Annotated in this window: 16 protein-coding genes and 1 pseudogene; 11 read left to right on the top strand and 6 right to left on the bottom strand. The window is 64.1% G+C overall.

The features are described from left to right. Position 1 precedes the first annotated feature (1 nt). From ACFO5X_RS03475 to ACFO5X_RS03455, 5 genes are all read left to right on the top strand, one after another. Positions 2–1,462 (top strand): proton-conducting transporter transmembrane domain-containing protein, encoded by a 1,461-nt coding sequence (locus ACFO5X_RS03475; protein WP_380715831.1) that lies wholly within the window; start codon positions 2–4, stop codon positions 1,460–1,462. A gap of 10 nt (positions 1,463–1,472) precedes the next feature. Further along, positions 1,473–1,784, top strand: coding sequence for a hypothetical protein (locus ACFO5X_RS03470; RefSeq protein WP_380715830.1), 312 nt, complete (start codon positions 1,473–1,475; stop codon positions 1,782–1,784). Next, positions 1,777–3,474, top strand: coding sequence for a Na(+)/H(+) antiporter subunit D (locus tag ACFO5X_RS03465; protein ID WP_380715829.1), 1,698 nt, complete (start codon positions 1,777–1,779; stop codon positions 3,472–3,474). The genes ACFO5X_RS03470 and ACFO5X_RS03465 overlap by 8 nt, the downstream gene beginning before the upstream one ends. A gap of 85 nt (positions 3,475–3,559) precedes the next feature. Next, on the top strand, positions 3,560–4,021 hold the full coding sequence (locus ACFO5X_RS03460) for a rhodanese-like domain-containing protein (RefSeq protein WP_380715828.1): 462 nt from the start codon (positions 3,560–3,562) through the stop codon (positions 4,019–4,021). Further along, the gene (locus ACFO5X_RS03455) at positions 4,018–4,839 is read left to right on the top strand and encodes a CE1 family esterase (protein ID WP_380715827.1); all 822 of its coding nucleotides are present in this window, start codon (positions 4,018–4,020) and stop codon (positions 4,837–4,839) included. Before ACFO5X_RS03460 ends, ACFO5X_RS03455 begins: the two co-directional genes overlap by 4 nt. 79 nt (positions 4,840–4,918) lie before the next feature. On the opposite strand, the gene mdoH is transcribed toward ACFO5X_RS03455, so the two are convergent. The 5 genes from mdoH to ACFO5X_RS03430 all read right to left on the bottom strand — a co-directional run bounded on the left by mdoH (position 4,919) and on the right by ACFO5X_RS03430 (position 14,363). Beyond that, positions 4,919–6,775 carry a glucans biosynthesis glucosyltransferase MdoH gene (gene mdoH / locus ACFO5X_RS03450; RefSeq protein WP_380715826.1) on the bottom strand — a complete coding sequence of 619 codons (1,857 nt, stop codon included), beginning with the start codon at positions 6,773–6,775 and terminating at the stop codon, positions 4,919–4,921. Next, positions 6,772–8,277: an OpgD/OpgG family glucan biosynthesis protein gene (locus tag ACFO5X_RS03445; protein ID WP_380715825.1), complete on the bottom strand. Its 1,506-nt coding sequence runs from the start codon at positions 8,275–8,277 to the stop codon at positions 6,772–6,774. Before ACFO5X_RS03445 ends, mdoH begins: the two co-directional genes overlap by 4 nt. Beyond that, a complete protein-coding gene (locus ACFO5X_RS03440; RefSeq protein WP_380715824.1) occupies positions 8,274–9,524 on the bottom strand; it encodes an OpgC family protein in 1,251 nt (416 codons plus the stop codon). Before ACFO5X_RS03440 ends, ACFO5X_RS03445 begins: the two co-directional genes overlap by 4 nt. Positions 9,525–9,549: 25 nt before the next feature. Next, entirely contained in the window at positions 9,550–10,920 is a 1,371-nt protein-coding gene (locus ACFO5X_RS03435; protein ID WP_380715822.1) for a tetratricopeptide repeat protein, read from the bottom strand. Positions 10,921–11,138: 218 nt separating this feature from the next. Further along, complete coding sequence (locus tag ACFO5X_RS03430) at positions 11,139–14,363, bottom strand: carboxyl transferase domain-containing protein (protein WP_380715821.1); 3,225 nt, start codon at positions 14,361–14,363, stop codon at positions 11,139–11,141. A gap of 145 nt (positions 14,364–14,508) precedes the next feature. On the opposite strand from ACFO5X_RS03430, the gene selD reads away from it, so the two are divergent. Then, entirely contained in the window at positions 14,509–16,671 is a 2,163-nt protein-coding gene (gene selD / locus ACFO5X_RS03425) for a selenide, water dikinase SelD (RefSeq protein WP_380715820.1), read from the top strand. A gap of 99 nt (positions 16,672–16,770) precedes the next feature. Here selD and ACFO5X_RS03420 read toward each other — a convergent pair whose 3' ends face one another. Continuing rightward, positions 16,771–17,808, bottom strand: a complete 1,038-nt coding sequence (locus tag ACFO5X_RS03420) for a LacI family DNA-binding transcriptional regulator (protein ID WP_380715819.1) — start codon at positions 17,806–17,808, stop codon at positions 16,771–16,773. Positions 17,809–17,978: 170 nt separating this feature from the next. Between ACFO5X_RS03420 and sauS the strand changes: the two genes are divergently transcribed. From sauS to ACFO5X_RS03395, 5 genes and pseudogenes are all read left to right on the top strand, one after another. Continuing rightward, a complete protein-coding gene (sauS, locus tag ACFO5X_RS03415) occupies positions 17,979–19,382 on the top strand; it encodes an acylating sulfoacetaldehyde dehydrogenase (RefSeq protein WP_380715818.1) in 1,404 nt (467 codons plus the stop codon). After that, positions 19,379–20,923, top strand: coding sequence for an AMP-binding protein (locus ACFO5X_RS03410; RefSeq protein ID WP_380715817.1), 1,545 nt, complete (start codon positions 19,379–19,381; stop codon positions 20,921–20,923). The genes sauS and ACFO5X_RS03410 overlap by 4 nt, the downstream gene beginning before the upstream one ends. Before the next feature lie 81 nt (positions 20,924–21,004). Next, positions 21,005–21,958 (top strand): Bug family tripartite tricarboxylate transporter substrate binding protein, encoded by a 954-nt coding sequence (locus tag ACFO5X_RS03405; RefSeq protein ID WP_380715816.1) that lies wholly within the window; start codon positions 21,005–21,007, stop codon positions 21,956–21,958. Further along, positions 21,955–22,554: a tripartite tricarboxylate transporter TctB family protein gene (locus ACFO5X_RS03400; protein WP_380715815.1), complete on the top strand. Its 600-nt coding sequence runs from the start codon at positions 21,955–21,957 to the stop codon at positions 22,552–22,554. The genes ACFO5X_RS03405 and ACFO5X_RS03400 overlap by 4 nt, the downstream gene beginning before the upstream one ends. A gap of 13 nt (positions 22,555–22,567) precedes the next feature. Then, positions 22,568–24,067 (top strand): annotated as a pseudogene (locus ACFO5X_RS03395) (tripartite tricarboxylate transporter permease). Positions 24,068–24,335 lie beyond the last annotated feature (268 nt).

Genomic DNA, 24,335 nt, shown 5'->3' with positions numbered 1-24,335 from the left:
CATGGACACGAACACCGCCATCCTGATGAGCATGATCATCCCCGCGCTCGCCGCGGTCGGCAACCTGGTACTCCGGCGTCAGGACAACCTGCGCGATGGGATGACGCTGATCGCGGCCTTGGCCACCTTCGGCTGCGTTCTGACGATCCTGATGAACGAGGGCAATGGAACCACGGCACCGATGGTGCTGTGGAGCGTGATGCCCGGGCTCGATCTGGCCTTCAATGTCGAACCGCTGGGCCTGATGTTCGCGATCATCGCGAGCGGGCTGTGGATCGTCACCCACCTCTACGGCGTCGGTTATATGCGCGGGAACAACGAGAAGCATCACGCCCGCTTCTTCGCCTGTTTCGCGGTCGCCATCGCGAGCGTCATGGGGATCGCATTCGCGTCGAACATGTTCACGCTGTTCCTGTTCTACGAGGTTCTGACGCTCAGCACCTATCCCCTGGTGGCCCACAAGGAGAACAAGGAGGCCATCCGCGGTGCACGCACCTATCTTGGCATCCTGATCGGTACCTCGATCGGCTTTCAGCTGGTCGCGATCATCTGGACCTATTCGCTGACCGGAACTCTGGATTTCACCAAAGGCGGCATTCTCGAAGGCCATGTTTCGGGCGCGATGGTCGCCATCCTTCTGGCGCTTTATGCCTTCGGGATCGGCAAGGCGGCGCTGATGCCGTTCCACCGCTGGCTGCCCGCAGCAATGGTCGCGCCGACACCGGTTTCGGCGCTGCTGCATGCGGTGGCGGTGGTCAAGGCCGGTGTGTTCACCATGCTCAAGGTGGGCGTCTACATCTTCGGGATCGACTTCCTTGCGGAAACAGGCGCTTCGGAATGGCTGATCTGGCTGGCGGCTTTCTCGGTGCTCTGTGCGTCGGTTGTGGCCATGACCAAGGACAACCTCAAGGCGCGGCTCGCCTATTCCACCGTTTCGCAGCTGAGCTACATCACCCTCGGCATGGCGCTGGCCACCTCGATGGGCGCGCTGGGCGGGGGGATGCACATCGCGATGCATGCAATGGGGAAGATCACGCTCTTCATGTGTGCGGGTTCGATCTACGTCGCGACCCACAAGACCAACATCAGCCAGATGACCGGGCTGGGCCGTGCGATGCCCGTCACCTTCATCGCCTTCCTGATCGGGTCACTGTCGATCATCGGTCTGCCGCCGCTGGGCGGAAGCTGGAGCAAGTGGCTGCTGATCGTGGCCTCTGCCGACACGGGGCACATGGTGGTGATCGTGGTGCTGATGATCTCGTCATTGCTGAACATCGCCTACCTGCTGCCGGTCTTCGCGCGCGGTTTCTACCTGAAAGGCGAGGGTCAGCCGGAGACCTGGGCGGAACCGCGGCCGCTTGTCTGGCTTCCCCCGGCGCTGACGGCCTTCGGCTGTGTCGTGCTGTTCTTCTACGCCGGTGCGATCCAGGATTTCCTGGCGCCTATCGTTGCCGCAAACTGAGGGGATCGAGATGGATCACAAGCCCACCGACACCCATCACGCAGACGGGCAATCGCCCCGGTCCGACGCCTTCCTCTATGGCCTTGGTGCGGTTTGCGTATTGCTGTTTCTGGGCGACTTTCTCTATCACAAGCACGGATATTTCGAAATCGAGGAGCTTCCCGGTTTCTATGCGATCATCGGTTTTCTCTCCTGTGGCGTCCTGGCGGTTCTATCGGGGGTGCTGCTCAACCTGCTGACGCGGCCCGAAGATTATTACGCGCCCAGGGACATCGACGCCGAGGAATACCCCGAAGCCGGGACGGAGCGCGCCGATGCTTGACGTGTTTCCGCCCTTCCTCGTCTATTTCCTCGGCGCTGCCCTGCTGCCGCTCGTGCCGAAGGGCCACCTACGCTCGGCCCTGTCGCTGCTGGTGCCGGCCATCGGTGGCTGGCTGATCTGGACGATGCCGACAGGCGTGCACGACGTGGTGCAGCTGATGGGGGTCGACCTGACCCTGATCCGCCACGACAAGCTGGCGGCCGTCTTTGCGCTGATCTTCTCGCTCGCTGCCTTCACATCCCTGCTATACGCGTGTCATGTGCGGGACACCGTGCAGACAATCGCCACGTTGCTATATGCCGGGTCTGCCATCGGGGCGGTGTTCGCGGGCGATCTCATCACGCTGTTCCTGTTCTGGGAGGGCACCGCCATCGCCTCGGTCTTCCTGATATGGGCGCGGCAGACCGAGGGCGCCTATCACAGCGGGATGCGGTATCTGATCTTTCAGGTCACCTCGGGCGTTATCCTGCTGGCCGGGGCGGCGCTGTTCTGGCGCGAAACGGGCACAATGGCGTTCGAGCGCATGACGCTCGGCTCGCCCGCAACCTGGCTGATCTTCCTCGCCTTCGGTATCAAATGCGCCTTCCCTCTGCTGCACACCTGGCTGACCGACGCCTATCCTTCGGCCACGGTTACCGGCAGCGTGGTGCTGTCGATCTTTACCACCAAGCTTGCGATCTACGCCCTGGCGCGGGGGTTCGCGGGAACCGAGACCCTGATCTACATCGGCGCGGTGATGGCGCTGTTCCCGATCTTCTACGGTATGGTCGAAAACGACCTGCGCCGGGTGCTGTCCTACAGCCTGATCGGTCAGCTCGGGTTTCTTGTGGTCGGCGTCGGCATCGGTACAGATTTGGCGCTGAACGGCGTGGCGGCTCATGCCGTGGCGAGCGTTCTCTACAAGAGCCTGCTGTTCATGTCCGTGGGCGCGGTTTTGTATCGCACCGGGACGGCCAAGGCGACGGAACTGGGCGGTCTGTACCGGACAATGCCACTGACGGCGCTCATGTGCCTTGTCGGCGCGGCGACGATCTCGGCGGTGCCGCTGTTCGCAAGCTTTGCCACCAAGTCGATGATCCTCTCGGCGGCCGGATACAAGGGATACGAAGGCGCCTGGCTGGTTCTGATCATCGCGGCGGCGGCAACGGTGGTCTATACGGGCGTAAAGGTGCCTTACTGCGCCTTCTTCGGCGCTGACAGCGGGAAGCGCCCGAAAGAGGCTCCTTGGAACATGTTGGGAGGCATGGCCATCACGGCAGGCTTCTGCATCGCGATCGGCATCTGGCCGCAGACCTTCTTCGCGTTCCTGCCTTATGACGTCGACTACGCGGTATATACCACGTCGCATGTCGTCACGCAGCTTCAACTGGTCGCCTTCTCGATGCTGGCCTTTTTCCTGCTCCTGCGCGTCGGCCTATATCCGCTGGCGACAGGGTCCGTGACGCTGGATGCCGACTGGATTTATCGCCGTCTCCTGCCTGGCGTCATTGGCGCCATTGCCAATGTGGTTTCGGCCCTCTGGACACGCGGTGCGGACATTCAGCAGCGCTGGGTGCACGCTCTGATCCTCCGGCTTTACAAGACGCATGGGCCGGAAGGGCGCGTTGCGCGGGTGGTGCCGACGGGGTCGATGGTTCAGTGGGTTGCCATCCTGCTTGGTGTCATGCTGATCGTGACCTTCGTTTCGTGACGGCGGTGACGCGATCTTGAAAACAGTGCGGGCGACTCGTGACGGGGAAGCTGATAGCAAGGCGGTATCCCGGACCGCAGCCCGCATGAGACCCATCAGCCCCACACGACGTCTCTTCGGCCTTGCGATCCTTGCCGGGGCTGCCGGTCTTGGAACCTGGCGCTATCTGCACCCCGTTTTTGACGGCACCCAACTGAGCGTTGCGGAGGCTTATGCGGCCGCGGTTGCAGGTGACGTGGTGCTCGTCGATATACGCCGTCCCGAGGAATGGCGTGACACCGGGATCGGTCAGGGCGCGCATCCGTTGGACATGCGGCGGGAGGACTTCGAGACTGAACTGGCCCGCTTGCTGGACGGTGATCACGGGCGCGCCGTCGCGCTGATCTGCGCGCGCGGTGTTCGGTCGGCCCGCGTGGCACGGCGTCTGTCGGCGGCGGGGTTCACCGGGGTGATCGACGTTCCGGAGGGTATGCTGGGTTCGTCCGCGGGACCGGGATGGCTTGCCGCAGGGCTGCCGACCGACAAGTATGAGGGTCCTGTGCCGTGAAACACGTTATCGCCCTTTTGTGCTCCCTGGCTGCTGGTGCGGCCCATGCCGGCTGTGGCGACATGGCGGAGGCCTGCCAACTGCCGGATGGCGAGTATCATGCGGTCCTGCCAGAAGCAGGCGGGCAGGGCGCGCCGGTGGTGCTGTGGCTGCACGGCGCCGGGAGCAACGGGGGAAATGCAATCCGCAACACGGACCTGATCGATGCGCTGACAGCGCGGGGCTATGCGGTGCTGACTCCGACCGCCAGCCGTCCGTTCAGGGACGGCGGGTTCAGCTGGAACTTCTTTCCGGGTTGGACCGGGCGGGACGAGACCGATTTCCTGAAACGCGCGGTTGCGGACGCCGCTGGCCGGTTTGGCACCGATCCCCAGCGCGTCCTGCTGGCCGGGTTCTCGGCAGGCGCCTTCATGGTCAGTTATCTTGCCTGTTCCGCGCCGCAGACGTTCACGGCCTACGCTCCGGTGTCAGGCGGGTTCTGGCGGCCTATGCCCGAGCGGTGCAACGGGCCCGTGCGGTTGTTCCAGACGCATGGGTGGGAAGACACGACCGTGCCGCTGGAAGGGCGTGTTCTGCGCAGCGGCAGCTTCGAGCAGGGGGACGTCTTCGCAGGCATGGAGCTTTGGCGGGGCGCGAACCGCTGTACTGGACATGCCCCCACGTCCTACGCCGAAACCGATTCCTTCTGGCGCCGCCGGTGGGAAGACTGTGCCACCGGCAGCGCGCTGGAATTCGCGCTTTGGCAGGGCGGGCATTCAGTGCCCGAAGGCTGGGCGGACATGGTGCTCGACTGGTTCGAAGCCCTTGCGGTGAAATAGCGGCGGTCAACGCGTATGACGCACCCCAAAAATCTGGGATCGCTCCGCGCCGGAAAAGAATGGTCCTTCCGTCTGGTCGCTATTCCGCCGCTGCCTGAGCGGGTCCGCCTTCAAGAATGGACCGCAGTTCACTGCGGTAGTGGTGCGCTGCACGAGTGATCGGAGGGGCGGCGAAATTGACGCGCGTGCCCATCCAGCGCGCCCGGCCGAGCGATACGCCGCTGAGCATGGACAGCGGGATGGCCAGGATCAGGCTGATCGCGATCGGCAGCAGCCAGAGCGAGACCAGTCCCGCGATCATGCCGGTGACCAGGGCGGCGCCGCTGACGGTTTCGAGCATGTGGCACACAGCGACGGTGCGGAAGCTGTAGCGCCCGCCGTCCCGCGTTTGAGGCGACCAGCCGCGTTGCAGACCGAGCGCGGTGCGGAAAACGGCGATCATCTGCTGAACCATCAGGATCGGCGCGTAAAGCACGGAGAGGATCAGTTCAGCGATGAACGACAGGGTGAAATTCATCGGTCCGCCAAATTCGGCGAAACGCGCGCCGGTCAGGGGCAGGGCTGCGACCCCCATGAGCTTCGGGGCCAGCAGCATGGCATACATCAGCACCACGACCAGCACATTGCGGCTGTCTGTCATTTCAGGCCAGGTCGGCATCAGCGGATTGCTCTCGCTGAAATAGGTCAGAACGCTCGCATCCTCGCCGACGCCGATCAAAGCCCACATCACCAGCAGAGCAAACCAGAGCGGCGACATGAGATAACCGACCGCGCCATGCAGCATGTGGAAGCGCGACATCGAGCGGAAGCCCTTCGAGCCGAGCAGGCCAAGATGCTGAAGGTTGCCCTGGCACCAGCGCCGGTCTCGCAGCACATGGTCGATCAGGGTCTGCGGGGTTTCCTCGTAGCTCCCCCGGATGCGGGGCAGGAAGCGGACGCCCCAGCCGGCGCGGCGCAGAAGGCCCGCCTCGACGAAATCGTGGGACATGATCAGCCGGTCGCCCTTGAGGTGGGGCAGGCCTGCGCTCGCCGCAAAGGCGGCGGTCCGAATGATGGCGTTGTGGCCCCAGTAGTTGCCTTCCTGACCGCACCAGCGCGCCATGCCTTCGGCAAAGGCCGCGCCATAGACGCCGTTGGCGAATTGCTGCATCCGGGCAAAGACCGACTGGGCGCCGATCAGCTGCGGAAAGCTCTGGATCAGACCGGCGCCCGGATCCGAGGCCAGGGCATTGGTCAGGCTCAGGATCGCGCGGCCGGTCATCAGGCTGTCGGCGTCGAGAACCAGCATGGCGTCATGGGCGCCGCCCCAGCGGGCCACCCAGTCGGCGATATTGCCGACCTTGCGGTCGGTGTTCATCACCCGGCGGCGGTAATAGAGTTCCAGACCCGGCGACAGCGAGCGGCGCAGCGCTTCGACCGTGCGCTGTTCCTGCTCGGCCAGGGCTTCGTCGCGGGTGTCGGACAGGATGAACATCGCATAGCGGTGCGCCCCGCCATAGGCCCGCAGCTCTTCGAGCATCGACTGCGCATTCCCGAGCACGTACCAGGGAACTTCGTTATAGACCGGCATCAGCAGCGCAACTTTCAGCGGCCGGATCGGCGCTTTTGTGATGCGCGGCCCCTGCCGCGTCAGGGACCACAGGCCCAGGGCAACCGTGCTGACGGTGAAACTGATCCAGAAAAAGTTAAAAGAGATCAGAACGATGAGAAGACCTTCGGCAAGATTGATCCCCTGATCCGAGAACCAGCCGTGCATCACCACAGCCAGGGCCGCGGTCGCGGCCATGGCCGGGCTGAAGGCGAGCACCCGCCACAGCGATTGGCCACGCTCGTTCTTGAGGCCAGGGGCCGCGATATCGCGATAGGCGGCACCAAAGTTCTGCACCGGCATGGGGCAGGGTGTCTCGGGCGGCATCACGAACAGGTCGTTTCTCATTTGGTCCACCGGTAAAGCCAGACTTCGCTGGCAGGGGCATTGTCCTTGCGCAGTTCCGCGCGCAGTTCGGCGATGTCCGCGTCACCTGGATCGAAGGTGAACGCCAGGCGCAGACCGCCGGTTTCGGGATTTTCCTGCAGGATGACGTCGCTAATTGTCGCACCCGGCGAGTTGACGAGAGGCTCGACCGTGTCTGGGCCGCCAGCGAAGAATTCGCTCTGCTCGAAATCTATCGTCACAAGCCGGCCGCCGCCTTCGCGCGCACCCATGCGCGTATTTACCACTCTCGGCAGGCCGGTGGCCACCGGAGCGGCAGCGCACCACGTCAGGGAATAGGCTATGTCCAGCCGTTGGCCCGCCGGAATCGGATCGAGCGGCCGCCAGTATGCGACGATATTGTCGTAGATTTCCTTGTCGGCGGGGATTTCGACCAGTGTGACCGATCCGGCTCCCCAGTCGCCCTTGGGCACGACCCACGCACCGGGCCGGCGGTGATAGTGCGCTTCGAGATCGGCAAAGTCCGACAGCTTGCGCGCCCGCTGCATCAGTCCGAACCCGCGCGGCATCCGGTCGACGAAGGAAGAGATCTGCAGTGTGCGGGGATTGGCCAGAGGGCGCCAGATCACCTCGTCGGCGCCGTTCCAGATCATGAGACCGTCGCTGTCATGAACGGCCGGTCGGAAATCATCGAACCGGTTGCGGTTGGTCTCGTCGAAAAGGAACATGCTGGTCAGCGGGCCAAGGCCGACGTGGTCAAGCTCGGTCCGCGCGAACAGGGTGGCCTGCACGTCCATCACACAGTCAGGGCCGGGGGTGATGTCGAAGCGATAGGCTCCGGTCACGCTGGGGCTGTCGAGCAGGGCGTGAACGACGATGTTGCGCTGTCCCGGTTCGGGCGTTTCCAGCCAGAATCGGATGAAATCAGGGAACTCCTCGCCTTTCGGGTCGCCGGTGTTCAGCGCAAGGCCACGCGCGGAGAGGCCGTAAGCGTGCCCGTAGCCGATGGCGCGGAAATAGCTGGCGCCTTGGAATACGCAGAACTCGGACTTGCGGCCCGGTTCGGTCTGCTCGGTGCGAAGGCGAAGGCCGGCAAATCCAAGCGTGTCCGAGATCGGAAGGGGCGGCACAAGTGCCGGGTCATGGTCGAAATCGTCATAGACGAAGGGGACCGGCTGGGCCATTCCGCCGGTCACGGTGTCGACCCGAATCGCGCGGGGGAAATAAAGCCCGGGCGCAAAGAAATCGACGACATACGGCACGTCGGTGCCGGCCCAAAGCGCATGATCAAGTTTGAAGCGGATCGCCCGGTACTGATCGTATGTGAGGTCCAGCCATTCCTGCGGGACCTTCGGCCGTTCCTGGTAATTGGCCTCCGCGAGGGCACGGGCCATCTCGATCACCAACTGGCGACCGAAGACTGTTCCGGCGGAAACCAGAGGTGCGCTGGTGACCAGCCCCAGGGCCGACGAACCAACGAGAAACGCACGCCGCGACAGCATCATCTTGCCTTGCTCCGCCAGGGTTGAGACTTGAACCAAGCGGCGATGTAGGCAACTGCCGTGACAAGTGCAAACCCCCATAGATTAACAAGAATATGATCTGCGGTTTTCCGCCCCGCCAAGTCGAGGACAAAGCCTAGAATTTGAGCAATCGCCATCGAAAACACGAAAACGGCGAGCGATTGCTGACCGACCTTGGTGACGATCTCGACAAGGCACCGCCAGATGATTCCCGCGCTGCCGTTGGCGATTCTCCGCAGCCGCGCGCCACCTGGTCCGGCGGCGGCCCAGGCGACATAGGCAAGCGCTAGAAAGTGCAGGTAACGCAGAATTCCGAAGTCGGTCTTGTCGCGCGGACTGAACAGATCCAGCGCATCCTGCTGGGTCATCCAGTCCCAGGTGCCGCGTATCCAGTCGCCGAGCGAGGGCGATGCCGCCTCGACCCAAGTAAAAACCTTCCACGAACTGAACGGTGCCGAAAGAACCAGGAAAGCGACGCAAACCCAGAGCAGGGCTCGGCTGACCGGCGGCGGCGCAAACCATCCACGCATGAAGGCGAAACCGGTGAAGAACAGAAGCTGCCAGCCGAGTGGGTTGAAGAACCACTCGCGGTTCGACCAGGGCTCGGCCGGAAAGTGCATCGTGCCGACATTGGCCGCAAGCCAGAGCGAAATGCTGAAGGCGACGGCTGCCCAGAGGCTGATGGAGACCAGAGCCATCATCAGCGGCATCATCGCAAGCACCACCAGATACATCGGCAAGATGTCGAAATAATTCGGAATATAGGTGAGTGTGAACAGGCCGACGATCTGCTGTTCGGGATCGTCGAAGAAGGGCTTAAGGTTCAGCGCCGCCACATAGGATTTGTCGCCGGCCCACCACAGGTCGATCGCGGCCATCGCTGCGGCGGTGAGGAAGAACAGACCGATATGTGCCCAATAGACCTGCCAGCAGCGGAACAGGACCCGGGCGGTGCCTGTCAGCCACCCCTTCCGCGCGAAAACGCCGCCGAAGGCAATGGCCGAGGCCATGCCGGAACAGAAGACGAATATCTCGGTTGCATCCGAGAATCCAAAGCGGGCGGGGATCCAGTTGGCCCAGGTGTTGTCCGGGATGTGGGCGACCAGGATGATGAACATCGCCAGCCCGCGGAACACGTCGAGTCGCGGGTCGCGTGTTGAGACAGCCGCGGTGGCGGCTTTTGCGGTTTTTGGTTCCGCAAAATCCATGCCGGGCGAAATTGATGCCATGCCTTCTGTCCGTCCTGTCTTCACGTCACTCAGCCGGCATGCTGCGCGCATCCGGCATCCCGCGCGCCGCGGCAATGAGCGCGCGACGACACGAGGCAAAGCCGTCGTCCGACCCGGCCCGTAGGTTCTTACGTTCGTTGAGGAATCGCTCGGCGTGGTCGAAATATCCGGCGCGAAGCGCGGCGTCGATAGTCAGCCTGCGGAAGACGTCGCGCTGTGCATGGCTGCCCCCCGCTTTTTGCATGGCTGCATCGGCGCGGGCGAGGTGGTGGAAGGCCTCGCCATTGCGGCCCTCGCCAAAAGCGACCAGGCCCGCGGCAGCGTCTGATCCGGGGCGCGCCATCCGCAACCCCGCCTCGTCCAGGCCGGCATCTGCGTCACGGTTGATCCGGGCGAGCAGGGCCTCGGCGCTGTCGGTCCGGCCAGCACCGGTGAGGGCCATCAGATAATGGAGGTCGGCGAAGATCAGGCAACCATCCTGGGTGCGCCGCGCGCTGAGATCAGCAAGTTCCTCCCACCTTTCTCCCACTTCGATTCCTTCGAGTTCCAGGCGCATCAGCAGCGAGGCGGCGTTCGAGATGTCGCGGTAGTCGTCGGTATGATCGCTGCGGATACGTGTATCGTACAGGGCCAGCACGTCGTCGGTCTGGCCCAGATCAAGGTGCAGCAGCGCCTTGTGCCACCAGACGTGATACCCGAAGTTGTTGCAGTGGCGCCAGGCCGGTTCCTGCCGCGTCAGCCACTCGATGCCCTGCCTTGACCGGCCGGTCATGTCGTAGACATGCGCCACCGCGTGCAGACCCCACGCATCGTTCGGCGCCATCCAGAGTGCCTGTCGCCCGGTCGTTTCGGCACGAACGTATTCCCCGGTTTCTTCCAATGCGAAGGCGTGGCAACCCAGCAGATAGCCGCGCGCCGGGTGGTCTGCGCTGTAGGCGGGAAGAAGGCGTTCGACCGAGCCGCGCATCCCACCAGCGTCGCCGAGCAGGAAACGGATCGCCTGCGAGAGCTTCATCGCCAGAGCATCAGTGGGCGCCGCGTCAAGCACCGCCTCCAGTTCGGCGACGGCGGCGCTCGGGGCGCCGGCAAGCCATTTTTCGAGCGCAGCGATGTAGTGCGTCTCGCGTGGTGTCACGGATTGCTCCCGCGCCCCCGCCAACGCTGCGACGAGTGCTTCCTGTGCGGTGGCGTAAAGTTCCCGCCGGCCCAGCAGCAGGCAGAACAGGCCGCGCGCGGCTTGGCCGAGGGCGAACTGCGGCTCGGCCTGCAGCAGGGTCGCGAGGTGGTCGGCGGTGGCGGACGCATGGGCGAGGAAGCCGAGTTGAACGGCGTTCCAGTCGTCCAGCGCCTCTGGGGTTGTGACCTTGGTGGGCTGGCCGAATAGGTCGTCTCTCATCCGTGTCTCCGATCCCTTGTGCCGCCCGCCGAGGTGCCGGGCTGGAGGGAGTTTACCTTCGGAAACCGGATGAGGCATGCCGCTCGCGCATTGGTGAGAGCCCGTGTGCGGAGCCTCGCCACTGATAGGCGGAAACACGCGGTTGATGGGTGGATGAACGGCGATTTGTTACAGTGCTGGCGTCGGTACCAGGTTTCTTCCGAAACATTTGCCCAGGGTCAGCCGGAGCGGGCGCGGGTCGCATCCAGGCCCTTGACGATCCAGCTGCGCGTTTCGGCGGGGTCGATCACCGCGTCAATCTCGTTGAGCGAGGCTATGTTGAGCGCGCTTCCGGTCTCGTAGGATTCGTCGACAAGCCGGTGGAACAGCGCCTTTCTCGCAGCCGGATCCGGAGTTGCCTCGAGTTCCTTGCGGAAGCCGAGTGTCACCGCGCCTTCGAGCCCCATGGGACCGAATTCTCCGGTCGGCCAGGATATCGTGAAGTCGGGCGTCACGAAGCTGCCGCCGGCCATCGCCTGGGCGCCGATCCCGTATCCCTTGCGCAGGCAGACGAAGAACAGCGGCTGTCCGAGGGTAGAGCCGGCCGCCAGAAAGTCGCAGGCCGCGGCGACGCCGCCCTGTTCCTCGCTGGCCGGGCCGACCATGAAGCCGGGGGTGTCGCACAGCGACAGCACCGGCAGGCGCAGCCGGGCGCACAGCCGCAGAAATCGCGCGGCCTTGGACGAGGCCGGCGCATCCAGAGCACCGCCAAGGTGGTGCGGATTGTTGGCGATTAGGCCCATAGACCGCCCTTCCATCCGGATGAAGCCGCTCACCATGCCCGGTGCGTGGTCGCGCCCGAGTTCCAGAAAGCTGTCGTCGTCTGCCAGGCCCGTGATGACCGTGCGGATGTCATAGGCGCGCAGACGGTTCTCGGGAATCGCGTGACGCAGGGCGCGCTGATCCCGGGCCTGCCACTTAGGGAGGTCGCCCTGGGTATAGGACAGTGCCCGGCGGGCGGCTTCGACGGCGGCCGGTTCGTCATCGGCCAGGATATCCACCAGCCCGATCCGCGCCTGCATTGGGGCGGGGCCGATGTCGGTGGGTTGGAAGGTGCCGAGGCCTCCGGCCTCGATCATCGCCGGGCCGCCGAGACCGATCCAGCTGTCGCGCGTGGCGATTCGGATGTCCCCGGCCCCGAACAGCGCTGCGTTGCCGGCAAAACAATATCCGGCGTTCACGGTGATGCGCGGCGCGGTCATCCGCGCGAAGGCATGGAAGGTCGTGACGCCCAGCCCCGCGCGCAGGACATCGGCGAAATCGACGTCGCCGGGTCTGCCGCCGCCGCCTTCGGTCAGGAAGACGACCGGAAGGCGGTTCTTTTCGGCGACCTCGAACAGTCGGTCTGTCTTGTGATGGCCGAGGAATCCCTGGGTTCCGGCCATGACCGTTCCGTCATAGGCCAGGATCGCAGTCTGCGCGCGCGCGGGACCGACCAGGTCCGCGTTGATCTCTCCGAGGCCGGTCACGATGCCGTCGGCCGGGCTGTTGCGCTGGAGGTCGTCCAGGCTGCGGCGGCGGCGCTGGGCAGCGATCACAAGCTGCCCGTATTCGTGAAAGCGTCCGCCTCGGCACAGGTCGTCCACGTTCTCGCGCGCCGTGCGCTGGCCGCGGGCGCGGCGACGTTCGACCGCGGCAGGACGGCTGGCGTCGAGGGTCAGCGCGATCCGCTCTTGCAGGGCTGCGAGGTCGGCGCGGATCGTTTCCGGGTCCGGTGCGTCAACCACGCTTTCGTCCAGCGAACCTTCGACCGGTGCAAAGGCCAGAAGCGGCGAATCTTCCGCAACGACGGAGCCAGGTTCCGCTAAAATCGCCGTCACACGGCCTGCGACCGGCGCTGTCACGCCGTGCTGCATCTTCATCGCTTCGAGCACGGCCAGTTCCTGACCGGCTGCGAAGGCATCACCTTCGGCGACAGAGATCGCTTGCAGCATTCCCATCATGGGCGCGCGCAGCGCCGTGCTGCCTTGCGGCAGAGGGATTTCAGGCCGAACCTCGGTGACGTCTTCTACGGGACCAGAGTGTCGCTGCAGCATGTTCTCGGGCAAGGACCCGACCAGCCCTTCGTCAATGGCGGTGACATGCACAAGCCAATCCTTCAGGGCGTCTTGCGTGAGGAGGGCACGCAGGAAAGGGGTGTTGGTTGCCACTCCGCGGATGTCGCATTCAGACAGGGCACGTTCTGCACGGCGCAACAGCCGGTTCAGGTCGCCACCTCGGTCATGGACGATCACCTTGGCCAGCAACGAGTCGTAATTCGGACCGATCTCCTGCCCGGCGAAGGCGGCTGTATCGACGCGGACGCCCGGCCCCGTCGGAGGCTGAAACGCCATCAGCCGTCCGCCGGAGGGCACGGAGCTGCCATCGGAATGCTGTGTTTCGGCGTTGATGCGGAGCTGTATTGCCATGCCCTGCGGTCGAACCGGGGGGCCGTCTAGGCCGAGTTCCGCAAGCGAGGCCCCTTCCGCCAGACGCAGTTGCAGGGCGACAAGGTCGTGGCCCGTGATCTCTTCGGTGATCGTGTGTTCGACCTGAATGCGCGGATTGGCCTCGATGAACACAAACCCGTCGGTCGCGACCAGAAATTCGATGGTGCCGATCCCGCGATAATGCGCTGCGCGGCCAAGGGTGCGGGCAGCTTCAAGCAGCTGCCGCCGCAGGGACGGATCGAGATGCGGGGCAGGAGCGATTTCAACGATCTTTTGGTGACGCCGCTGCAAGGTGCAATCGCGTTCCCACAGATGGGTGATGTCCTGACCGTCGCCGACGATCTGCACCTCGATATGGCGCACGGGATGCAGAAACCGCTCGGCATAAAGCCGGCCATCGCCGAATGCAGCCTGTGCCTCGGCCTCGGCGCGTGCGAAGGCCGTCTCGATCTCGCTCGCAGATCGCACGAGGCGCATCCCGCGCCCGCCGCCGCCGGCCAATGCCTTCAGAAGGACCGGGCCGCCTCCGAGGTCGTCGAATGCCGCACGCGCGGCCTCGGGCGAGGCGAGCGGTTCCGACCCGCCGGCCACCGGAACGCCGCACTTCCTGGCAAGCGCCCGCGCCATGGTCTTGTCGCCGAGTGCCGCCAGAGTTTCAGGGTCGGGTCCGACGAAGATCAGCCCGGCGTCGGCGCAGGCGCGGGCAAATCCGGCGCTTTCGCTGAGGAAGCCATAACCCGGGTGCACCGCATCGCATCCGGCTTCGCCGGCTGCCGCAATCAGTGCCCCGGCATCGAGATAGGCCGCGGCACCTGTCGCCTTCAGGGCAATCGCCTCGTCGGCATGACGGACATGCAGGGCGTGCGCTTCGTCCCTGGCGAAAACGGCAACGGTCCGGATGCCTGCAGCGGCGGCGGATCGGAGAATACGGACAGCGATTTCGCCCCGGTTTGCGAGCAACAGTTTCCGGATCATCTGTGGACCATCGCTCCGTTCCAAGTGCGTTCCCCTGAGGTCGTTCGACGTTAACCGCACTTGGTCTGCTCTCACCAGCCGGTTTTCCGGCTGGCGTGGCACTCTGTGCCTTGCACGACGGTGAGAGATATATAGAGATTCGCATATGATTGGTGCCCCTTTGCCCCTGACCCGCGATATCGTCCTGATTGGTGGCGGTCACACCCATGCGCTGGTATTGCGCATGTGGGGCATGTCGCCGCTTGCAGGGGCGCGGCTGACGCTGATCGACCCCAGCCCGAAGGCGACCTATTCCGGCATGCTGCCAGGCTTCGTCGCCGGCCATTATGGCCGCGACGATCTGGACATCGATCTGGTCAGGCTCGCGCGCTTTGCCGGCGCGCGTCTCATACTGGGGGCGGTCGACGGCATCGATCTGGTTGCCCGAGAGGTGCATGTGCCGGGCCGCCCACCGATCGGTTTCGATATCGCATCGCTCGACATCGGCATTACCTCGGCAATGCCGGATCTGCCCGGCTTCGCCGAACATGGCATTCCGGCTAAGCCGCTTGGCCGCTTCGCGGCGCGCTGGGAGGCATTCCGCGACGAGGACGGGCCGGCCCGCGCTGTCGTGATCGGCGCAGGGGTCGCAGGCGCCGAACTGGCGATGGCGATGGCCTATTCCCTGCGCGGCAGAGATCGAAACGGTGGTGTAACCCTGTTGGATCATGACCGTGCATTGGCCGGCACGGGGGCGGGGGCGCGGGCCCGTCTGTTGGCCGAACTGTCCCGTCAGGGCGTCACATTGCTTGAAAATGCCAAGATTTCTCTTGTCGGGGCCGAGGGGGTCCAGCTTGCAGACGGCCGGACCATTGAGGCCGATCTGGTTACGGGTGCCGCCGGGGCGCGTCCGGCCGACTGGCTATCGCAGAGCGGCCTTGACCTGGACCACGGCTTTGTCACCGTGGATTCCCGACTGCGTTCCAGCGATCCGGAGGTCTTTGCCGTCGGCGATTGCGCCCACATGGTGCGCAATCCGCGCCCGAAGGCGGGTGTGTATGCCGTCCGCCAGGCTCCGGTGCTGCTGCACAACCTGCGGGCAGCCGTGACCGGCGGCCAGATGCGGGCCTATCAACCGCAGAAGGACTATCTGAAACTCATCTCGCTCGGCCAGAAGTCTGCCCTGGCCGAGCGTCTGGGTCTGACGCTCGCCGGGACTTGGATGTGGCGATGGAAGGATCATATCGACACGAAATTCATGCGGCGCTTTCGCGAGTTGCCGGTTATGGCTGCTCCTGTCCTGCCAACCGAGCGCACCCTGGGCATGGCGGATGCACTGGGAGACAAGCCGATGTGTGGCGGCTGCGGTGCGAAGGTCGGCCGTGCCACGTTGCGGGGCGCCCTCGGGCCGGAGCCCGCACCGGCCCGCGAGGATATCACGCCGCTGCCCGGGGATGACGCGGCCTTGCTGACGACGGGCGGTGTTCGTCAGGTGATGACATCGGACCATCTGCGCACTTTCTGGGGTGACTGGGCGGTGATGACGCGCGTCGCCGCGATCCACGCGCTGGGCGACATCTGGGCGATGGGCGCGACACCACAAGTGGCAACGGCGACGCTGATTCTGCCGCGCCAGTCCAACCGTCTTCAGGCACGAATGCTGGCCGAGATCATGACGACCGCCCGCGAGGTGATGGGCCAAGCCGGGGCGGCCATCGTCGGCGGTCATACTTCGCTGGGGGATGAATTGACCGTGGGATTTACCCTGACCGGTATTTGCCGCGACCGGGTGGTTACCCTCGGAGGAGCTCGAGCCGGCGATGTCGTACTGCTGACCAAGCCGATCGGCAGCGGGGTACTGATGGCGGCCGAGATGCAGGGGCAGGCAGACGGCGACTGGATCGCGGCCGCGCTTGAGCAGATGGCGCAGCCGCAGGGCGCGGCCTCGCGGATTCTTGTCGACCATGCGACAGCGATGACCGATGTCACCGGGTTTGGTCTGGCCGGACATCTGATGAACATCTGCGAGGCCTCGGGCGCCAGCGCCCGGCTCGATCTTGACGCCGTGCCCCTGATGGAGGGGGCGCTTGACCTTGCCACCGCGGGATTGCGCTCGAGCCTTTTCGCCGACAACAGGGCCAGCCTGCCGGAGATGGAACACACTCCGCGCGCCGACCTGCTGTTCGATCCGCAGACCGCCGGAGGGCTGCTGGCCAGCGTCCCGGAGGCAGAGGCCGATACTCTACTCGGGGCGCTCTCGGCGGCGGGCTACCCTGCCGTCCGTATCGGTGTGATGCGGGAAGGCCCCCCGCGGGTCGTCCTGACCTGATCTCGCCATCGGATGGGGCCGCAAGCCGGCGACATACGGTTGTCGACAGGTCCGTCCAGAGCCTGATTGCCATCCGTGCTCGACTGAAGTGGCCATTCCTCAATCGACGCGGGGTTGGGCGGTTGTCGCGCGCATCATGAGTTCGACGTCGAGGCGCTCGCGCAGGATGAAGTCAGGGTCTGCGTCGGTGATGGCCCTGACCAGGCGGCGCCCTGCGACCGATCCGATTCCGCGCGCCGGAATTCGGACGGTTGTGAGGGCGGGCTCCATGTCGGCCGACCCTGCAAAATCGCCGATGCCGACGACCGACAATTCTTGCGGCACGGAAATTCCCAGCCGAAGCGCGGCATAGACAGCGCCCTGCGCAATGATGTCGTTTCCGCACAGCAAAGCGGTTGGCTGCTCGGACCCCGGCAGCGTCAGGATGTCGGTGCAGATCCTCTTGGATTGCGAGACACTGTATGGGGTCTCGCCACACCATGCGTCGCGAACGGTGACCCCTGCCTCGGAGAGCGTTTGCCGCACCGCGTTCAGACGGTCGCGCGCGCGGTCATTGCCTGCGGTCGGCGGGAAGACCAGCCCGACCCGGCGATGCCCGAGGATCACGATATGCCGGGCCGCGAGCTGACCGGCTTCAAAATTGTCCGCGCCGATGCAGGAGATGGGAGAGGTGGCGGAGTAGTTCCAGATCGTCAGCGAGGGAACCTGCTGTTTCTTCAGAATGCCAATGCTGTCCTGGCTGTGATTGAGCCCAACCAGCGCTACACCATCCACCCTGTGTTCCAGCATTTTCCGGATGACCAGATATTCGGAGCCGAGATCATATCCATGAGTGGCGAGGAGAAGGGTGAAACCATGGGTACTGATCTCGTCGTTGAAGGCCTGGACCACCTCGGCGAAGATCGCATAGTTCATCGTGGGAACAATAAGACCGATGGTTCCGCTGCGTTTTCCGTGCATCGCCTGAGCGGCGCGGTTGCGAATGTAACCCGACTTTCGGATGGCCGTGTCGACTCGCTTGCGGGTGGCCGGGCTGACCAGATCGGGGTGGTTGATCGTACGCGACACGGTGGCCGGGGAAACACCCGCCAGCCTGGACACGTAAACGATATCGACTTTATCAGTTTGTTTTTTCATGTCTTATCGCGCCGACTGAAGCTGTTTATGAAAACGTTTGCAATACTATTTTCATTCCATACTCTCTGGTTGTTTCGATCTGAGACTGTGTGGGAGGACACTTGGCACAAGGTGCTGCCAGGCCCGGATCACGCACCGCAAGCGGCGTTGGGGAGGCAGAGGACTTGAACATGCCAGAGGAACACGCGTTGGTGGACGGGATCGTCGCCGAGGCGCGCGACGCTCAGTCCGAATACGAGCGCAACGGAAGCCAGGCGCGCTATGACCGCGCCGCGCAGGCAGCGGCCTGGGCGATTATGGAACCGGCGCGAAACCGGGCGCTGTCAGAGCTTGCCGTCAAGACGACGGGTCTTGGCAATGTCGACGACAAGATGATCAAAAATCACCGCAAGACGCTTGGCCTGATGCGGGACATCCGGGAGGCAAAGACGTTTGGCGTGGTATCGGATGATCCCGAGACCGGGATCACGACCGTTGTGCGGCCCATCGGCCTGATCGGTGCGGTGGTGCCCTCGACCAACCCTGCCGCGACCCCGGCCAACAACATCATCAACGCGCTGAAGGGCGGCAACGCCATCATTCTGTCGCCCTCGCCAAAGGGTGTGGCGTGCTGCGAACTGCTGCTCGACTACATCAATGCCGAATTCGACAAGATCGGCGAAAACCGCAAGCTGGTGCAGATGCTGCCCGGGGCCGGCGGCAAGGCCAAGACGCAGCGCCTTCTGGAAATGGCTGACCTTGCGGTGGTGACGGGCAGCCAGGACAACGTCCGCCGTGCCTATTCGAGCGGGACCCCGGCGGTTGGTGTCGGCGCCGGGAACGTCACAGTCATTGTCGACGAGACGGCGGATCTGCCAAGCGCCGCAGCGAAGATCGCCGCCTCGAAGACTTTCGACAACGCAACCTCCTGTTCGTCCGAGAACGCAGTCGTGGTGGTGGACGAGGTTTATCAGCAGTTCGTGGCCGCCCTGGGGGAGGTTGGCGGTGCCGTCCTGCCCGCCTCCGAGGCCGATGGTGTCATTGCGCATCTGTGGCACGGGGGGCATCTGAACCGCGAGATCATCGCGAAGGATGCCGAGGTGATGATCGACAAGCTGGGGCTTGCCGGCAAGGTGCCAGCGGCGACGCGCTTTGTTGCGGTGGAGACGCAGGGGATCGGGCCGGATCATCCTCTTTCCGGCGAAAAGCTGAGCCGGGTGCTCGCGCTTTACCGTGCCCGTGACTACGAAGACGCGGTCGAGATCACCCGCCGGATCATGGCCTACCAGGGCGCCGGCCATTCCTTCGGCATCCATACCGCCGACGATTCCCGCCCGCGCACGCTGGCCATGCACATGCCGACCTGCCGGATCATCGTCAATCAGGCGCATTGCTTTGCAACCGGCGGTTCATTCGACAACGGGCTGCCTTTCTCGCTGTCGATGGGCTGCGGTTCGTGGGGCGGTAACTCCATTGACGAGAACCTGAACTGGACGCATTTCGTGCAGCACGCGCGGGTGGTTCGCCCGATTGCCCCGCGCGAGCCCGCCGTCGAAGAAATCTTCGGCGCGTATTGGGCCGAGGCCGGCAGGTGAGATTCGATCCGGAGAACCCCCCAGAGGGCACGGTCCGCGACTGGGTGGACGATCGCGCCGAGACGGCGGGCGCGACGATCAGCCACCTGTTTCCCGGCACGGCCTCTCCGCTGACCTGGGGCGAACTGCGCGACGAGGCACGCGATATTGCCGGTCGGCTGACGGGCCTCGGCATCCCCAAGGGCAACAGCGTTGCAGTAATGCTGCCGAACAGCAGGGCCGGGATCCTCTGCCTGTTTGGTGTGCTTTACGGCGGGTTCCGGACGACGGTCATCAATCTCGCGGCCGGAGCCGAGGCCATCGGGTATGCGCTGTCGCATTCGGAGGCCAGCCATGTCTTCGTCGGTGCCGAGCAGGCCGCGCTTTTCGAGGATGCTGCCTCAGCCCATCCGGTCGCGGCAAAAGTCATCCCCGTCGGACCGACAATCGATTGGCCCGCCGACGCGGCCCTGGCCCCGCTCTGCGCGCTGACTGCTGAAGATGACGCGCTGCTGATGTATACGTCGGGCACGACGGGCCGTCCCAAGGGCGTGGTGCACAGCCACGCAAGCCTGCTCGCCGGTGGCTGGACCACGACGCTGGCGCACGAACTGACTCCGTCCGACCGCGCCCTTTGCGTGCTGCCGATCTGTCATATCAACGGACTGTGTGTCACGGTCATGGGTCCGCTGGTCTCGGGCGGTTCGGTCGCCGTTTGCCCGCGCTTTTCCGCCCGCAACTTCTGGTCGCAATGCGCCGAGGCAGAGGTGACCTGGTTCTCGATCGTGCCAACCATCGTCTCGCATCTGCTGCACGGCGAGGAGACGCCCGATGCCAAGACCCGCGCGCGCATCCGCTTCGGGCGGTCGGCGTCGTCGGCGCTCGCCCCGGATATCCACCGGGCCTTCGAAGACAGGTTCGGAATTTCACTGGTCGAGACGATGGGCCTAACGGAAACGGCTGCGCAGATCCTGTCCAACCCACTGGATATGGCGGCGCGCAAGATCGGGTCGCCCGGCAAGGCCTATGGCGATGAAGTCGCGATCCTGTCGCGCGATCTGGTGCAGCTTGCGCCGGGAACCGAGGGCGAAATCGCGGTGCGCGGGCCGAATGTCATGCGGGGCTACCTCAAGAACGAGCAGGCAACGCGCGAGGCTCTTACAGGCGACGGCTGGCTGCGCACCGGCGATCTCGGACGGATGGATGCGGACGGATATGTCTTCGTCACCGGGCGGCTGAAGGAGCTGATCATCAAGGGTGGCGAGAATATCGCGCCGCGCGAGGTCGACGAGGCGCTGTATGCCCATCCCGATGTGGTGGAGGCCGCCGCCTTTGCCCGCCCCTGCAGGGAGTATGGCGAGCGGGTTGAGGCCGCAGTGGCGCTGCGCAAGGGGTCGCCCGCGTCCGAGGCCGAATTGATCGCGATCTGCCAGCAGAGACTGGGCAAATTCAAGAGTCCTGATGTCGTGCACTTCCTGGCGGAGCTGCCGAAGGGTCCGTCCGGCAAGATCCAACGGCGTCTGCTGGTCGAGATGACCGGAGGTACCGAAAGGATCGCATGAAACCTGTTTGAAACGCGCCGCAGGGGAGGGCAGCGCGTTTCGAGCCACCAACACAGAACGAAAACCATGGGAGGAAATCAGATGAAAATGTTCAAGAAGGCGAATGTGGCGCTGGGCGCGGCGATCCTGGCGGGTATCTGTGCCGCGGGAGTTGTTTCTGCGGATGAATATCCAAGCCGTCCGATCGAACTGATCGTCACATTCGGCCCCGGCGGCGGTGCAGATGTGATGGGCCGCCAGATGGCAAAGCTGCTGGAACAGCCGCTGGGCGTTCCGATCCCGGTATCGAATGTCGGCGGTGCGTCAGGGAACGCGGGTCTCACCCAACTGCGCACGAATGCTGCGGACGGCTATACGATGGGTACGCTTATCTCGTTGACGGTCGCTTCTTGGGCCTCGGGGTTGGGCGATAACAAACCTGCCGACTTCCGCGTCATAGCGGTGGTTCAAAGCTCTCCGTCGTTCCTGTTCGTGCCCACCAGCGGTCCGCACAAGACGGCCGAAGAACTGCTGGCCTATGTCAAGGATCATCCGGGCGAGATCACAGTCGCGACCTCGGGTTATGGCACGCAGGACGACGTGACGCTGAAGCTGCTCGACAAGGCAGGCTACAAGATGGAGAACGTGCCCTTCCAGGCGCCGGCGGAACGCTATGCCTCGCCCATCGGCGGGCACACTCAGGCAATCTATGAAGAGCCAGGCGACGTTGCGCAGTTCATCCAGGCCGGGCAGCTGACCCCGCTGATGGTTTTCTCAAGCGAGCGCCATCCGGAGTTTCCCGATGTGCCGACCTCCAAAGAACTTGGGGTCGACATCTCGGGGCTCGACAACTTCCGAAGCATCGCTGTTGCTGCCGGTACAGCGGATGATATCGTCGCCAAGCTGGAAACCGCGGTGACCGGCGCGGTTTCTTCCGACGAATGGAAGGCCTTCTGCGAGAAGACCTATTCCTGCATCACACCGGTGACCGGGGAAGCCGCGCAATCAATGATTTCCGATTTCCGTGACCTGATCGCGGCTCAACTCGGGTCATGAAGACCGAGGTCGCGCGCCAGTCGGCCAAAGAGGCGCCGGGCCGCAACCGAACGGGAGCGGGCCAGACTGCGGGTGTCGTCCGGCTTCTTCCGGCACTCTTGCCGGCGGTGCTGGCCGTGCTGGCGCTTGTCCTGCAGAATTTCGTCTTCTGGCGCGGCAAGCCCGCCGTCACGACCGGGCTGGGGCCCGACGCCTGGCCTGATCTCATACTGAACGCTCTCGCACTGTTCTCCGCCATCTGGCTCGGCCTCGAACTCTGGGTTCTTGGCCGGGCCGGCCGCCGGTCGGCGCTTCGCGCGCCCGATGACGACGAGATTTACCGGTTCGGCAAGGCCGTCATCGGGATCATCCTGATCGTACTGTACGGCATCCTGCTTCCGCTCACCGGTTTCGCACTGACCACGGCGGCCTTTATCGCGATCTGGTGCGTCTATGGCGGGGTGCGCAAGCCGCTGGTGGTGCTGCCGGTGTCATTGATCGGTACCTGGGTTTTGCTTTGGGTCTTCATGGGCATCTCGCTGATGCCGCTGAGCCGCGGGAGGGGTATTTTCGACCAGTTCAGCATCTGGCTTCTCAAGGCGCTCGGGATTTACTGACGGAAATGAACGCATGAACTCTTTGGAACTTCTCGCCGGTGGATTTCATGCCGCTTTCCAATTTACCGCATTCGCGACCATCGTGATCGGTCTTCTGGTCGGCGTGGTGGCGGGCGCGCTGCCGGGCATATCCTTTGTCAACGCGATGGCTATGGCGCTGCCCTTCACCTATGTGATGGAGCCCACGCAATCGATGCTCTTTCTTGGCGGGATTTATGTGGGCGGCGTCTTTGGCGGGTCGATCTCGGCCATCATCATCAACGTGCCCGGCACACCGGCGTCCTTGCCGGCGACATGGGACGGCTACCCGATGACGCGCCGCGGCGAGGTGAAGCGCGCGCTGATGATCGCGGTGACCGCCTCGGCCACAGGCGGGCTGGTGAGTGCCTTTGTGTTGGCCTTCCTCTAGGCGCCCTTCGCGAGTTTCGCGCTCAAGTTTTCCCAGCCCGAGTTCTTTGCGGCGACGGTCCTCGGATTGGTCAGCGTCATCGCGATTGCCAAGGACCAGCCGATCATCACAATCGTGTCGCTGCTGGCGGGGATCGCCGTCGGCACCGTGGGTGTCGATCCGCTGTACGGGCAGGCGCGCTTCAGCTTTGGCATCCCGCAGATGGAAAGCGGTATTCGCTTTGTCGTGGTGATGATCGGCCTGTTTGCCATCGGCGAGGTGGTCGACCTGATCGCCACCAACCGGGATCTGCGCCCCAAGCATTCCGGCGGGCAGGGGGCAAAGCCTAGGCTATCGGACATTTACAAGGTCAAGGGCGCCATCCTGCGCGGCACCGGTCTGGGTTGCATGATCGGGATGATCCCCGGCGCCGGCGCGACGCCCGGTGCGGTCATCGCTTATGGCGTCGAAAAGCAGGTCTCCAAGCGAAAGGCTGAGTTCGGGACCGGTGTCGAAGAGGGCTTGGCCGCGCCGGAGGCCGCCAAGAACGCGACAACCGGCGCTGCGATGGTGCCACTGCTCACGCTCGGCATTCCCGGCAGTGCCGCCACGGCGATCATGCTGGCTGCGATGATGCTGCACGGGGTCAATCCTGGCCCGCTCTTGTTCATCATGGACCCGTCGATGGTATACACCATCTTCGCAGCGATGATCATTGCCAATGTTCTTATGATCGGGGCCGGGATCGGGGTGGCTCAGATCTTCTCGACGCTGATGCGGACGCCGCCGGCGATCCTCGCCGCCTTCATCATCGTGCTCAGCGTCATCGGCGCCTTCGGCGTCAGGAACAATATCTTCGACGTCTATGTCTGTCTGGCCTTCGGCGTTCTTGGCTGGGGGATGAAGCGGATCGGCTTTCCATCGGCGCCGATGGTCCTTGGGGTTATCCTCGGCCCGCTGGCCGAGCGATATTTCCTGACGTCGATGGCGAATTCGCACCAGGACTGGACCGTTTTCTTCACCCGCCCGATCAGCGGGACCATCCTGTTCCTGGCCCTGCTGTTCGTGGTCTGGACTTTGTGGGCTCCGATCACCTCGCTGCTTTCCCGGGTGAGCAGCTGGTGAAGCCATTCGTCGCCGTCCGGGCCATAAAAGGTCAGTCCGAACATCTTCGCTGATCAGGATGAAGAAGACGAAGATCGTCAACCGGCCGCGGCCGAACTCATCAAGGGAGCCATTGGTGGGAATGGCCCGATCCCGCGGCCACGGTTGAGTGCCCACATGCTTGCCGACAAAAACCCGCTCAGCATCCCTCAGCGCCAGTTCAAGCACATCCGGATCGACCAGCCTGTCAGAGAACAACAGGTCTGCACCGTGAAGGCGTTCAACCGCG

Origin of the sequence: Seohaeicola nanhaiensis (assembly GCF_042654245.1) — a bacterium.
GTDB classification, from domain to species: Bacteria; Pseudomonadota; Alphaproteobacteria; order Rhodobacterales; family Rhodobacteraceae; genus Seohaeicola_A; species Seohaeicola_A nanhaiensis.
Note: the sequence above shows the minus strand (reverse complement) of the source record. Positions and strands in the feature narration are given on the sequence as shown.